Genomic DNA, 12,503 nt, shown 5'->3' with positions numbered 1-12,503 from the left:
CCGGGTCCTCCTCACTGGGGCGGGTTGCCGTGCTTGCGGCGGGGCAGCGCGGCGTCCTTCGTGCGCAGCATCGACAGGCAGCGGATCAGCGCCGAGCGGGTCTCGCGCGGGTCGATCACGTCGTCGACGAGACCGCGCTCGGCCGCGTAATAGGGGTGCACCAGCTCGGTCTTGTACTCGTCGATCTTCTGCCGGCGCATCGCCTCGGGATCGTCTGCGGCGGCGATCTCCCGCCGGAAGACCACGTTGGCGGCGCCCTCGGCGCCCATCACGGCGATCTCGTTGGTCGGCCACGCCAGCGCGATGTCCACCCCGATCGAGCGGGAGTCCATCACGATGTACGCGCCTCCGTACGCCTTGCGCAGGACCACGGAGATCCGCGGCACCGTCGCGTTGCAGTACGCGTACAGCAGCTTCGCGCCGCGCCGGATGATGCCCTGGTGCTCCTGGTCGACGCCCGGCAGGAACCCGGGCACGTCCACGAGGGTGACCAGCGGGATGTTGAAGGCGTCGCAGAACTGCACGAACCGCGCGCCCTTCTCGCTCGCCTTGATGTCGAGGACCCCGGCCATGGCCGCCGGCTGGTTCGCGACGATCCCCACCACCTGGCCGCCGAGCCGGGCCAGCGCCACGACCAGGTTCGGCGCCCACCCGGCGTGCACCTCCATGTACTCCCCGTCGTCGGTGATCTCCGTGATCACCTCGCGGATGTCGTACGAGCGGTTCCCGTCGGCCGGGACCGCGTCGAGCAGCGCGTCGCAGTGCCGGTCGGCGCTGTCCTCGCTGTGCACGTCCGGCGGCAGCTCGCGGTTGTTGGAGGGCAGCAGGGAGAGCAGGTAGCGCACCTCGGCGAGGCAGGTCTCCTCGTCGTCGTACACGAAGTGGGCCACGCCCGAGACCCCGGCGTGCACGTCGGCGCCGCCCAGGCCGTTCTGCGTGACCTCCTCCCCGGTGACCGCCTGCACCACGTCCGGACCCGTGATGAACATCTGCGAGATGTCGCGGACCGTGAAGACGAAGTCGGTGAGCGCCGGCGAGTACGCGGCGCCGCCGGCGCACGGTCCGAGCATCACGCTGATCTGCGGGATCACGCCCGAGGCCTTGGTGTTGCGCTGGAAGATGCCGCCGTACCCGGCGAGCGCGGACACGCCCTCCTGGATGCGCGCGCCCGCCCCGTCGTTGAGCGAGACCAGCGGGGCCCCCGCGGCCAGGGCCATGTCCATGACCTTGTGGATCTTCTGGGCGTGGGCCTCGCCGAGCGCCCCTCCGAAGATCCGGAAGTCGTGGGCGTACACGAACACGGTGCGGCCGTCGACCTCGCCCCAGCCGGTGATCACGCCATCGGTGTAGGGGCGTTTGTCCTCCAGGCCGAAGCCGGTCGCCCGGTGCCTCCTCAGGCCCTCGACCTCGGTGAAGCTCCCCTTGTCGAGGAGCAGGTCGATCCGCTCGCGCGCGGTCAGCTTGCCCTTGGCGTGCTGGCGCTCGGTGGCCGCCGGGTTGGCGCCCTCCCGGGTCTCCTCCTTGATGCGGGCCAGTTCACCGAGCCGGTCGGGCGGTGCTCCGACCCCGTCAGCCTGCTGTGTCGTCACCACGGCGCTGCTTCCTCCCCGTTGTCCGGTTCATCGCGTCTACCGGTCGGCAGACGGTTCGTAGTCGGAGCACATCGACGGCTCCGCGGCGATCAGCTCCAGGGCGTCGGCGGCGGTCAGCATCTCCATCGTCACGAAGCGGGCGGTGATCTCGTGCGGTCCGTCGGTGAGCAGGGCCGACGCCGCCACGTGGGCGGGGCAGCTCGGCAGGTTCTGGACGATCCAGCCCTCGGGACGCTCGGGCGCGTCCGGTCCCTCGTCCGTGCCCAGGTAGTCGGCGGACAGCTCCCGTCCGAGCCCGGTGCCCAGGCCCTTGAAGTAGGCCTCCTTGCGCGTCCAGAGCCGGCCGAAGGCCAGTTGCCGGTCCGTCGCCTCTTCTATGGCGGCCAGCTCCTTCTGCTCCACCGGGTGCAGATCGGGCGAGCACAGGTCGGTCGTCTCCAGGGACGGCACCCGCTGCACGTCGATGCCCACGGTCGAGGTCGCGATCCCGATGAGGACCACCCCGTGACTGTGCGACAGGGAGAAGTGCAGCGGGACCGGCGAGTCGAGGAGCACCGGCCGGCCGTGGGGGCGGTCGCAGCAGGGGCAGGCGTCGCGGCCGAACTTCAGCAGGCCCGGCGCGATGCCCGTGTAGGCGGAGAGCAGCCGCCGCAGTGCGATGTGGGCCGACAGGTAGGTCAGACGGTCGTTCGGCCTGATGAACGCGGCGGCCCGTTTGTGCTCCTTCGCGTCGAGCTCGTCCGTGACCAGGGCGTCCTGGTTCTCCTCCGTCAGGTCCGGATGGCACACCCACAGGTGCATGTCCTGGTCGGGTGGGGTGATCCGGGCCGCCCCGGAGGCCTTGCTCATCGGCCCGCGCCGGCGGTCGCGGCGAACTGGGCCTGGGACTCCCGGCGGTCCGGCATCAGCGCGGACAGCAGGGCGGCGACCTCCGCCACGCTGTCGTCGCGCAGCAGGTCCGGCGCCTTCACCGTGACGCCCAGCGCCGTCTCCAGCTTCCGCTTGAGCTGGATGGCCATGATCGAATCCACGCCCTGGCTGCGCAGCGGCCGCCGGACGTTGATCCGGTAGGCGGGCGGGATGTCGAGGGTCTCGGTGAGTTCCTGGCAGATGTACTGCTCGATGATCCGTATGCGTGCCGCGGTGTCCGCGGCGCGCAGGGCCGGCAGATCGGGCAACCGTTCGAGCCAGGTGCTTGTGTTGTGAAGTGTCATGGTTCGTACCGCCTTCTATGAGGGGTGGACGGTGTTTTCGGGGTGGGCGGGGCCCGGTCGCCTCCTGGGGGTGGGGTCGTCCCGTCGCGTCGGTGCCGGCCGGATCATCGGTCCGTGCGCCGCGCCGGGGGCGGCGGAGCGCCGGGCCGGCGGTCCGGCACGGCTGTGGCGGCACCCTTCCCAGAGCGTCCCGACGGGTTCCGGAGGGCGGGTCGCGCCCCGCTTGACGGCCCTTGGACAGAGCTCTGGCCCGGTTCCGGCGGGCTCAGTCGTCAATTCCGCTTGGGGGCTGCTGCTCCTCCGCGCCGGCGCCGAACCACCGCAGCAGGGCCCGCGGCAGAGCCGCCCCGGTCCCGTCCGGCGCCGTCCACACGATGTGGCCGTCGGGCCGTACGAGGACCGCGTCGGTGCCGTGCAGGGGGCCCGGCGGTGCACCGGCCTCGGGGCGGGCGGTCACGAAGGCGACCCGGTCCGCCCAGGGGCGGGCCGCGCAGCGCAGGGCCGGGTTGCCGACGAGGTCCAGCAGGAGCCCGCGGCCCGGGCGCAGCATGGCCGTCGTCGTCATGACGGGTCCCCAGGGCGTGACCAGCCGGGCGTGCGGGATCCGGGCGCCGAGCAGGGTGCGCAGCGACGCGTAGGGGGCCGTACCCGTACCCGTACCGGGCCCGCCGGGCGGCAGGTGCGGCTGGGCCCTGATGGTGGCCAGCACCCGGCGGCCGGCCTCGCGCCGTTCGGTGTCGTAGCTGTCGAGCAGGCCGGGCGGCGCCCAGCCCCGTACGGCCGCCGCCAGCTTCCAGCCGAGGTTGACCGCGTCCTGCACGCCGAGGTCGAGCCCCCGCCCGCCGGCCGGCATCCGCCGGTGGGCGGCGTCGCCCGCGAACAGCACCCGGCCGGGGAACCGTGCCCCCGTCAGGCGCCGTACGGTGCTGTGCCCGCCGTCGCATCCGACGAGGTAGCGGCCGCGGACCCGTACGGCGCCCTCGGGTCCGAACGCCTCGGCCTCCACGTGCTCCTCGGTGACGGTGAGCCCGCGCAGTTCGAAGCGGCGCCGCACGTCGGCGCCGGAGGAGGCCGCCCACCGGCCGAAGTGCCCCCGCACCTCACGGGGCGGGGTGCCCGGGGGATCGAGCAGGCCCCGGCCGTCGAGGATCTCCATGGTGCGGGTGTGCAGGGCGGGGGCCCGCGGCCGCGGAGCCGGGGCCTCCCCGCGATCCAGTACGGTCACCTCGGCGCCGCCGAGCCGCAGTTCACCGGCGAGCATCAGCCCGACGGGTCCCGCGCCCACGACGACGACATCGGTGTCCAGCCGGTCCGCGGCCACGGTCAGCCCTCGTGCTCGGCGTAGTGCTTGGAGCCGTGCTGGGACATGCTCACTCTCCTTGGTATCGATCTCGGCGGACAGCTGACCGGATCGTGCTTCACAGCTTCTTCGGGCCGGGCCGCGGGTTCAACACACCGCGTTTTCAGAGCCTGGCCAGAGTTCTGCAGGCGCCGTCCGCCTGTGTAAGCGGCGACGCACGTGAAGTTCAGAGGAGAGCCAAAGGGGCCCGTCCGCCCTCAGTCCCCGGAATCCTCCGAGTCCTCCGGGGGAGGTGACTGAGGCGCGGGCTTCGTGTGGAGGACCTCGCGGGCCTGCTCCGCGGCGCGGGTTATGCCCTCGCTCACGAAGTCGACGAAGCGGGCGATGTTCTCGAGACGGGTGGCGGCCGGGGTGCCCGGACCGAGGACGCCGACGCCCTGCCGGGCCGTCTCGACGAGCAGGGTGTGGGCGCGTGCGCTGGCGATCATTCCCTGGTACCAGACGTCGTCGTCCACCACGTAGCGCTCGCGGCGGCCCTCGTCGGGCTCCCGGCGGACGAGGGACTGGCCTTCGAGGAAGGTGATGGCCTTGGAGACCGACGCCGGGCTGACCTGGAGGCGCCGGACGAGTTCGGACGCGGTGAGACTGCCCGCGTCCGTGGTGTAGAGCGCGGCCAGCACCCGGGCCGTCATCTTGGACAGGCCCGACTGCATGAAGATGCCGGCGAAGGTCTCCTCGTACGCGCGCACGGCCTCGGCGTCGCGCCCGTCGGCCTGCGGGGACGCCTGCGGCCCCCGGGGCGCGGCCTGCCTGCTCCGGTGGGCACGGCGTTCGGTGGCGCGGTGGGCCAGATCGGAACGGTAGGAGGCGGGACCGCCGTTGCGCATCACCTCGCGGGTGACCGTCGAGGTCGGCCGGTCCAGCCGCCGGGCGATCTCCGCGTAGGCGAGCCCGTCGGCCAGCCCCAGCGCGATCTGCTGGCGCTCCTGCTGCGTGAGTCTGCCTCCCGGCACCGTGCTCTCCCTCTGTAGGTCCGTGATGCTCCCTCCCAGCATAGCGTTCACTCCCAGTCCATTGCAACGTTTGGATGGCTCGCGTTGCATTGAATTCAAGACCATTGCAACGATAATCGGGCTTTGGCCTGGGGTGATGCAGGAACTGCGCAACGAGGATGTTGCCGGATATTGGAATGCAACGTAGCTTTTCCGTTGTCAGAAACAAACGGCACCACCGCAGCGCACAGGAGAGAACCATGCAGAAGTTCGCCACCACCGCCCCGATCGCCGCCGTCCTCGACATCCCCGCCGGCCGCATCCGCCTCATCGCCGCCGACCGGGCCGACACCACGGTCGAGGTCCTGCCCGCGGACGCCTCGAAGGGCCGCGACGTGAAGACCGCGGAGCAGACGACGGTCGCCTACGCCGACGGAGTCCTGCGCATCGAGGTCCCCGCGGCGAAGAACCGGATCCTCGGCGCCGCCGGATCCATCGAGGTCACCGTCCAGCTCCCGGCCGGCTCCCGCATCGAGGCCAAGGTGGCCGCCGCCGACTTCCGGGGCGTCGGACGCCTCGGCGACGTGGCCTTCGAGGGCGCGCAGGCCACGGTCAAGCTCGACGAGGCCGCGAGCGCCCGCCTCACCGTCCAGGCCGGCGACATCGCGGTCGGCCGCCTGGGCGGTCCCGCGGAGGTCAGCACCCTGAAGGGCGACATCACCATCGCCGAGGCCGTGCAGGGCACCGTCGTACTGCGCACCGAGTCCGGCGAGATCTCGGTCGGCGCCGCCGCCGGGACCTCCGCCTCCCTGGACGCGGGCACCTCGTACGGCCGGATCCACAACGCCCTGAAGAACGCCGGGGACGCCGCCGACCGGCTGGAGATCCACGCGACCACCGCCTACGGCGACATCACCGCCCGCAGTCTCTGAGCCGCACCCCACCGCACCGCACCCCGCCGCACCGCACCGCCGCACCGCACCGCACCGCCGCGCAGCACCACCCGCCCGAACCGGCACCGCCACCCGCACCGCACTCGCACCGTCGAAGGAGCAGAGCAATGAGCACCACCGAGCAGTACCAGGCCGCGGAGCGGCTCCTGCATCGCCCCGTCCGCCCCGGCGAGCTCGTCACCGGCGACAAGGTCAGGCCCCAGTGGACCGACTCCGGCGCCGGCGCCCGGTTCTGGTACGCGGTGCACACGGGCGCCGGCCGGCGGTTCGTCCTGGTCGACCCGGCGGCGGGCACCCGTGAGCCCGCCTTCGACCACCCCCGGCTCGCCGCCGCCCTCACCGTCGCCTCCGGGCAGCCGGCCGACCCCGAGGCCCTGCCGTTCGCGGCAATACAACTGGTGGGCGAAGCAGTGGAGTTCGACGCCTTCGGCGAGCACTGGCGCTGCGCACCGGACGGCTCCACCTGCGAGCGGGCCGAGGCCGCGTCCGCCCCGCCCGGCAGCCCGCTGGACGTCCCCTCACCCGACGGGAAGTCCGCCGTGTACCGCCAGGGGCACGACCTGTGGGCGCGCTCCCTGGCCGACGGCCGCACCTGGGCCCTGACCACCGACGGCGCCCCCGGCCACGCCTACGGCGCCGCCCCCGACTGCACGGCCAACGCCACCCTCCTCGGAAAGATCGGCCTCCCGCACCTGCCGCCCGCGGTCGCCTGGTCGCCCGACTCGACGAAGGTGCTGGCCCACCGCACCGACGAGCGCGAGGTCCGCCTCGCCCACCTCGTACAGGCCGCCCCCGCCGACGGCGGCCCGCCCCTCACCCGCACCCAGCGCTACGCCCACCCCGGCGACACGCACGTGCCGCTCGCCGAACTGGTCGTACTGGACCTCGCCGAGGGCACCCTGGTCCGCGCGCAGGCCGAGCCCCTGCTCATGCCGCAGCTGTCCCCGATCACGGCCCGGTGGGCCTGGTGGGCCCCGGACGGCTCCGCGGTCTACTACCTGGCCCGCCCCCGCGACCTGCGCACCCTCACCCTGCACCGGCTCGACCCGGCCACCGGCGAGGTCACCACGGTGCTCGGCGAGAGCGGCCCCACCCGCGTGGAGCCCAACCCGTGGGCGTTCGAGGCGCCGATCGTCCGGGTCCTGTCCGACGAGGTGCTCTGGTACTCGCAGCGCGACGGCCACGGCCACCTGTACCGCTATGACCTGCACACCGGCGCCCTGCTCGGACGGGTCACTTCCGGTCCGTGGGAGGTCCGGCAGATCCTGCACGTCGACGAGGCCGCGCGGACGGTGTACTTCACCGCCTCGGGCCTGGTCGAGGAGGATCCGTACCGGCGCACGGTGTGCAGCGCCTCCCTGGACGGCTCGGCCTTCACCCGGATCACCCCGGACGACCAGGACCACACCGTCGTCACGTCCCCCGCCCACGACTGCTTCGTCGACTCCGCGTCCACCGTCGACACCCCGCCCGTCACCCGCGTCCTCGACTGGAGCGGCCGGGTCCTGGCCGAGCTGGAGCGCGCCGACACCGGCAAGCTCACCGCGACCGGCTGGACCGCGCCGGAGCGGTTCCGCGTCAAGGCGGCCGACGGCGAGACCGACATCTACGGGATCCTCTACGGGCCGCAGGACTTCGACCCCGCCCGGCGCTACCCCGTCGTCGACACCCTCTACCCCGGCCCGCAGCTGGGCCGCGTCGCCCCGGGCTTCGACCCCGGCGGCCTGGGCCTCGACGCCGAACCCCTCGCGGCGCTGGGATTCGTCGTGATCGCCGTGGACGGGAGGGGCACCCCGGGGCGCGGAAAAGCCTTCCACGACGCCTCACAGGGCCGGCTGTCCGACGCCGGCGGCCTGGACGACCACGTGGCGGCGCTGCGCCAACTGGCCGCCACCCGCCCGTGGATGGACCTTGACCGGGTGGGCGCCTTCGGCCACTCCGGAGGCGGTTTCGCCGCGGCCCGGGCCATGCTGGACCACCCCGGGGTGTTCAAGGCGGCGGCGGCCCTGTCCGGCTCGCACGACGCCCGCTGCTTCAACCTCGGCTTCGTGGAGTCCTACGACGGCGCGGACAACCCCGAGGCCTGGGCCCGCACCTCCAGCCTGGACCTCGCGGACCGGCTGGAGGGCAAGCTCCTGCTCGTCCACGGGGAGATGGACGACCAGGTCCACCCGGCGCACACCCTCCGTCTCGCCGACCGGCTCGTCGCCGCCGGCAAGGACTTCGAACTGCTCATCGTCCCCGGCGCCGACCACACCTTCATCGACCACCTGGCCTACGTCCGCAAGCGCTGCTGGGACTTCCTGGTCCGCGAGCTCCAGGACACCCCGCCCCCCACCTACCGCCCCGCCCCGATCCCCCTGGGCCCCGAACTCCTGGCGGACCTGTTCGCCTGAGCCGGCCGAGGGCCGAACCACCGACGGCCCGGCCCCGGAAAACCTCCGGGGCCGGGCCGTCACGGCATCAGCCGCACCGTCAGGCGACGCAGCGCAGCATCTCCAGCGGCGGGTTGTCGGCGAGGTTCGCCCAGTGCTCCGCACCGAACTCCGCCACGCCGGCCTGCGACACCGTCACCGGGATCCAGGTGAGCTCGCCGAATCCGGCCGCCTTCAGGGCGGTCTCGTACACCTCGCGGCGCGGGAAGTTCGCGACGAACGAGACCGGCGGGTCGAGCAGCGCCGTGGTCCGCACCTTGAAGCCGGTCTCGACCGCCTCGCCGGTGAGTTCGGTGCGGAAGCCGTACTTCTCCGGGGTCGGACCGTCGAACCGGTAGTCGGGCGACTGGTTGATCAGGAAGAGCTCCGCGCCGGGCTTCAGGCTCCGGTGGATGTTGCGGCACATCCGCTCCGTGGTGGCGATGTCCGAGGCGTAGTTGAGCAGCTGGACGGCCAGCCCGACGTCGAAGGGCTCGTCGAAGGACCGCAGCCCGGCCGCGTCGCCCACCTCGTAGCGCACGCCCAGCGGGTCGCGCTCCTCGATCGCCTGCGCCACGGCGACCATCTCACCCGAGATGTCGATCCCGAGCACGTCGCCCGCGCCGCGCCGCTTGAGCTCCCGGCTGTAGAAGCCGGTACCGGAGGCCAGGTCGAGGACCGACTTGCCCGTCACGTCCCCGACCAGGGCCAGGAATCCGGGCACGATCGCCCACTGCTCCAGCGGCAGGGCCTTGAACCCCTCGTACGCCTCACCGATCTCGTCGTACTGCTCCTGTGCACTCATCGTGCCGTCCTCCCCGTTGGTTTTCACCGTGCGAGAGGGCCCATCCCCGCCCGTGAACGCGGCGGACCAAGCCCTCCGACCGGCAGTCTCTCCCAAACGGGGAGGTCATCCGCCTTGGCGAAAACCACGAAAACCGGCCACCCGTCCCGGCCTCCCGCACAGCCGTCGCGCCGGCGGGGGGACGGGCGGGGGGACGGGGCGACTGCGGCTCAGGAGGCCGCGAGCGCGACGCACATCCCGCCGAGCGCCACCGCCTGGAGCAGCACCCGGACGTTGATGACGCTGTCCCAGGTGCGCTGCAGCCCACGGGCGTCGGGTGCGACGCGGCAGTCCAGCGCCGCTCCGGTCAGCTCCTTGTTCACGGGCGCGCTCACCTTGTTGTAGATGGCCAGCCACACCACCAGGGCCACGGCGGCCACGCCCGAGGCCACGGACGGCGTGGTCTTGCCCTCGAACCCGGCCACGGCCGCGGTGCCGACCGTGGCCACCAGGCCGAAGACGCCCGGGATGGGCATCCGACTGTCGCCGAATCGGTGGATCTGGCCCATGGCGCTGGTCAGGGCCGCGTCGTCGACGTGGGCCATGGCCGGCCGCTGGACGAGTGCCGAGAACACGTCGGTCCCGTAGACCACCGCGTTGGCCATGGTGGCCACCACGGCCAGCGTGAGCAGGAGCGCTTCCATCACAACCACCTTTGTCGTTCTGCCGGTTGCCGCGTGGCCGTCGCGCCACGGGGATATAGCGATGCTAGATGTCCTACCGACACTATCAACATCGACGCTCGTAATGCTAGCGTTGACAACTACCGGAGTCCGTCAGGGATCTCGTACCCGATGGGAGCGGCCCGGCCGCCCGGACAGCCTTGAGGAGAGCTAGACATGGCCATAGGACGACGTCCCCGTCGCGTACTCATAGCCGGCGGAGGGATCGGCGGCCTCGCCGCGGCCCTCGCACTCCAGCGCAAGGGCTTCGAGGTCGTCGTCTTCGAGCGGGCCGAGGAACTGCGCGACGGCGGTGCCGGACTGCACATCTGGACCAACGGCGTACTGGCCCTGGACCACCTCGGCCTCGCCGAGAAGGTCCTGGAGACCGCCCCGGCCCAGCAGACGGCGCACTTCAGCACCTGGCGCGGCGAGGTGCTCGGCGCCTGGCCGGTGGGCGACTTCGTCACCCGGTACGGACAGCCCACCATCGCCGTCGAACGCTCCGTGCTGCACGGCATCCTGCGCGACGCGCTGGAAGGCCCCGTGGTGCGCACCGGCGCCCAGGTCGTCGGCTTCGACCAGGACGCCGAGGGCGTCACGGTCCGCTTCGCCGACGGCGGCAGCGAGCGCGGCGACCTCCTGATCGGGGCCGACGGCATCCACGGAGCCGTGCGCGACGCCATGTTCGGCCCCGCCAAGAACCGCTTCAGCGGCTACATCGCCTGGCGCGGCCGGGCCCCGATGGAGCACGCCGACATCCCGGCCGGCACCTTCAACGCGATGTTCGGTCCGGGCACCCGCTTCACCTACTACGACGTCGCACCCGGCCTGGTGCACTGGATGAGCGTGGCCAACGGAGCGCCCGGCGGGCGCGACGAGCCCGGCGTACGGGACATGCTGCTGCGCCGCCACGAGGGCTGGGGCGGACCGGTCGCGGACATCCTGCGCGCCACCCCCGAGGAGTGGATCCTGCGCGGCGACGTCGAGGGCCGCAAGCCCGAACGCCACTGGGGCAAGGGCCGCGTCACCCTGCTCGGGGACGCCGCACACCCCATCACCTTCAACATCGGCCAGGGCGCCTGCCAGGCCCTGGAAGACGCCCTGGTCCTGGCCGAGCACCTGGAGCGGGCCGGAAGCGACCCGGTCTCGGCGCTCCGCGGCTACGAGAGCGAGCGCCGCGAGCGGACGGCGCCCCTGCAGCGCATCGCCTGGCGCATCGGCCAGATGGGCTCGGTCGAGAACCCGCTGCTGATCAAGGCGCGGGAGGCCTTCATGCGCAAGAACTGGAACACCAAGGCCTTCGGCGCGGCGGAGAAGGGCCAGGTCGCCTACGGCACCCGCTGGGCCAAGGCCCCCGGACGGACGGCCGCGCAGCCGGCCGCCGCACCCGGCGCCGCCGCCGAATGAAATGAGTCAAGGCGCATTCAAGGAATGCGCCAGAACCTGATGCCAGATTTCACGGGGTCGAGGACCGGTCGCCGCGGCGTGGTGGCTGGGCGGACCGACGGCTCGACGACCTGTCACCCACAACTCAGTGAGGTAGGAACGGGGATGATCGACAATCTCTTCACGATGTTTCCCGGTCAGGGCTCGCAGCGCGCGGGCATGGCCGGACACCTCCTCCGCGAACACCCCCGCACGGTCGGACGCGTGCTGGCCCGGGCGGAGGAGGCCACGGGACTCCCCCTGACGGAACTGTGCACCACGGCCCCCGAGGCGGACCTCGCCCCGACCGAGATCGCCCAGCCCGCCATCGTCGCCACCAGCCTCGCCGTGTACGAGGTCCTGCGCGAGGAGACCGGGTTCCGGCCCGGCGCCGTCGCCGGGCACAGCCTGGGCGAGTACACGGCGCTGATCGCCGCCGGCGTCCTCGAAGCGGGCGACGCGCTGCGCCTCGTACGCCGCCGCGGCGAGCTGATGGCCGGGGTCTCGCGCCGGGTGTCCGGGGCCATGACCGCGGTCATGGGACTGGCCCCCGAGCGCATCGAGCAGCTCTGCACGGCCGCCGCACCGCTCGGCGTGGTGGAGGTCGCCAACTACAACGAGGCCGGCCAGACGGTGATCTCCGGCCAGAGCGAGGCGGTCGCCGAGGTGGGCCGGCTCGCCCTGGAGGCGGGCGCCGAGCGGGCCGTGCCGCTGAAGGTCTCCGCCCCCTTCCACTGTTCGCTGATGCGCGCGGTCGAGGACGAGTTCACCGCCGAACTGGAGCGCACCAGGTTCTCCGCACCCCGGCTGCTCGTCATCAGCTCGGTGACCGGCGGCGCGGTGCGGGACGGGGCGCACGCCCGCGACCTGCTCCGGCGCCAGCTCGCCGGCCCCGTGCGCTGGGTCGACGTACTGGAAGCCTCCTCCGTGCACGGCGTGGACGGCTACCTGGAGGTCGGCCCCGGCCGCGTCCTCAGCGGCTTCGCCAACCGCTGCGTGCCCGGCGCCCTGGTGCGCAGCACCAACGACGAGCGCCGCATCGCCACCCTGCTGCGCGACCTGCGCCCGGAGTCCGCCGTCGGCGCGGCCGCCGCCTAGCCGCGT

The 12,503-nt window shown here is 72.7% G+C and carries 11 protein-coding genes; 4 read left to right on the top strand and 7 right to left on the bottom strand.

What is annotated here, in order from left to right; all coding sequences use genetic code 11:
* Positions 1 to 11: 11 nt before the first annotated feature.
* From ACFWNV_RS13405 to ACFWNV_RS13385, 5 genes are all read right to left on the bottom strand, one after another.
* On the bottom strand, positions 12 to 1,589 hold the full coding sequence (locus ACFWNV_RS13405) for an acyl-CoA carboxylase subunit beta (protein WP_383945218.1): 1,578 nt from the start codon (positions 1,587 to 1,589) through the stop codon (positions 12 to 14).
* A gap of 39 nt (positions 1,590 to 1,628) precedes the next feature.
* Positions 1,629 to 2,441: a 4'-phosphopantetheinyl transferase family protein gene (locus ACFWNV_RS13400; RefSeq protein ID WP_383945140.1), complete on the bottom strand. Its 813-nt coding sequence runs from the start codon at positions 2,439 to 2,441 to the stop codon at positions 1,629 to 1,631.
* The gene (locus ACFWNV_RS13395; protein ID WP_383945137.1) at positions 2,438 to 2,806 is read right to left on the bottom strand and encodes an acyl carrier protein; all 369 of its coding nucleotides are present in this window, start codon (positions 2,804 to 2,806) and stop codon (positions 2,438 to 2,440) included. Before ACFWNV_RS13395 ends, ACFWNV_RS13400 begins: the two co-directional genes overlap by 4 nt.
* A 265-nt stretch (positions 2,807 to 3,071) precedes the next feature.
* Positions 3,072 to 4,196 carry an FAD-dependent monooxygenase gene (locus ACFWNV_RS13390; RefSeq protein WP_383945215.1) on the bottom strand — a complete coding sequence of 375 codons (1,125 nt, stop codon included), beginning with the start codon at positions 4,194 to 4,196 and terminating at the stop codon, positions 3,072 to 3,074.
* 167 nt (positions 4,197 to 4,363) lie between these two features.
* The gene (locus ACFWNV_RS13385) at positions 4,364 to 5,119 is read right to left on the bottom strand and encodes a helix-turn-helix domain-containing protein (protein WP_383945134.1); all 756 of its coding nucleotides are present in this window, start codon (positions 5,117 to 5,119) and stop codon (positions 4,364 to 4,366) included.
* A gap of 239 nt (positions 5,120 to 5,358) precedes the next feature.
* Between ACFWNV_RS13385 and ACFWNV_RS13380 the strand changes: the two genes are divergently transcribed.
* Both ACFWNV_RS13380 and ACFWNV_RS13375 read left to right on the top strand, forming a co-directional pair.
* Positions 5,359 to 6,030, top strand: a complete 672-nt coding sequence (locus ACFWNV_RS13380) for a DUF4097 family beta strand repeat-containing protein (protein WP_383945132.1) — start codon at positions 5,359 to 5,361, stop codon at positions 6,028 to 6,030.
* Between the two features lie 128 nt (positions 6,031 to 6,158).
* Positions 6,159 to 8,447 (top strand): DPP IV N-terminal domain-containing protein, encoded by a 2,289-nt coding sequence (locus tag ACFWNV_RS13375; RefSeq protein ID WP_383945129.1) that lies wholly within the window; start codon positions 6,159 to 6,161, stop codon positions 8,445 to 8,447.
* Between the two features lie 79 nt (positions 8,448 to 8,526).
* Here the strand turns inward: ACFWNV_RS13375 and ACFWNV_RS13370 are convergent, their stop codons facing one another.
* Both ACFWNV_RS13370 and ACFWNV_RS13365 read right to left on the bottom strand, forming a co-directional pair.
* Positions 8,527 to 9,270: a class I SAM-dependent methyltransferase gene (locus ACFWNV_RS13370; RefSeq protein ID WP_383945126.1), complete on the bottom strand. Its 744-nt coding sequence runs from the start codon at positions 9,268 to 9,270 to the stop codon at positions 8,527 to 8,529.
* Between the two features lie 209 nt (positions 9,271 to 9,479).
* Complete coding sequence (locus tag ACFWNV_RS13365; RefSeq protein WP_375955133.1) at positions 9,480 to 9,953, bottom strand: DUF1772 domain-containing protein; 474 nt, start codon at positions 9,951 to 9,953, stop codon at positions 9,480 to 9,482.
* A 195-nt stretch (positions 9,954 to 10,148) separates the two neighbouring features.
* On the opposite strand from ACFWNV_RS13365, the gene ACFWNV_RS13360 reads away from it, so the two are divergent.
* Positions 10,149 to 11,381: an FAD-dependent monooxygenase gene (locus ACFWNV_RS13360; protein ID WP_383945122.1), complete on the top strand. Its 1,233-nt coding sequence runs from the start codon at positions 10,149 to 10,151 to the stop codon at positions 11,379 to 11,381.
* A 144-nt stretch (positions 11,382 to 11,525) separates the two neighbouring features.
* Positions 11,526 to 12,497 (top strand): ACP S-malonyltransferase, encoded by a 972-nt coding sequence (gene fabD, locus ACFWNV_RS13355; protein WP_383945119.1) that lies wholly within the window; start codon positions 11,526 to 11,528, stop codon positions 12,495 to 12,497.
* The last annotated feature ends 6 nt before the right edge of the window (positions 12,498 to 12,503 follow it).

Origin of the sequence: Streptomyces sp. NPDC058401 (genome assembly GCF_042722885.1) — a bacterium.
In the GTDB taxonomy this organism is placed as follows: Bacteria; Actinomycetota; Actinomycetes; order Streptomycetales; family Streptomycetaceae; genus Streptomyces.
This window is presented reverse-complemented; position numbering and strand designations above follow the sequence as displayed.

Coding starts and splice junctions, on each gene's coding strand:
- ACFWNV_RS13395 (WP_383945137.1), bottom strand. CDS start 2,806: ATGACACTTCACAACACAAGCACCTGGCTCGAACGGTTGCCCGATCTG.
- ACFWNV_RS13365 (WP_375955133.1), bottom strand. CDS start 9,953: ATGGAAGCGCTCCTGCTCACGCTGGCCGTGGTGGCCACCATGGCCAAC.
- fabD (WP_383945119.1), top strand. CDS start 11,526: ATGATCGACAATCTCTTCACGATGTTTCCCGGTCAGGGCTCGCAGCGC.
- ACFWNV_RS13375 (WP_383945129.1), top strand. CDS start 6,159: ATGAGCACCACCGAGCAGTACCAGGCCGCGGAGCGGCTCCTGCATCGC.
- ACFWNV_RS13400 (WP_383945140.1), bottom strand. CDS start 2,441: ATGAGCAAGGCCTCCGGGGCGGCCCGGATCACCCCACCCGACCAGGAC.
- ACFWNV_RS13380 (WP_383945132.1), top strand. CDS start 5,359: ATGCAGAAGTTCGCCACCACCGCCCCGATCGCCGCCGTCCTCGACATC.
- ACFWNV_RS13360 (WP_383945122.1), top strand. CDS start 10,149: ATGGCCATAGGACGACGTCCCCGTCGCGTACTCATAGCCGGCGGAGGG.
- ACFWNV_RS13370 (WP_383945126.1), bottom strand. CDS start 9,270: ATGAGTGCACAGGAGCAGTACGACGAGATCGGTGAGGCGTACGAGGGG.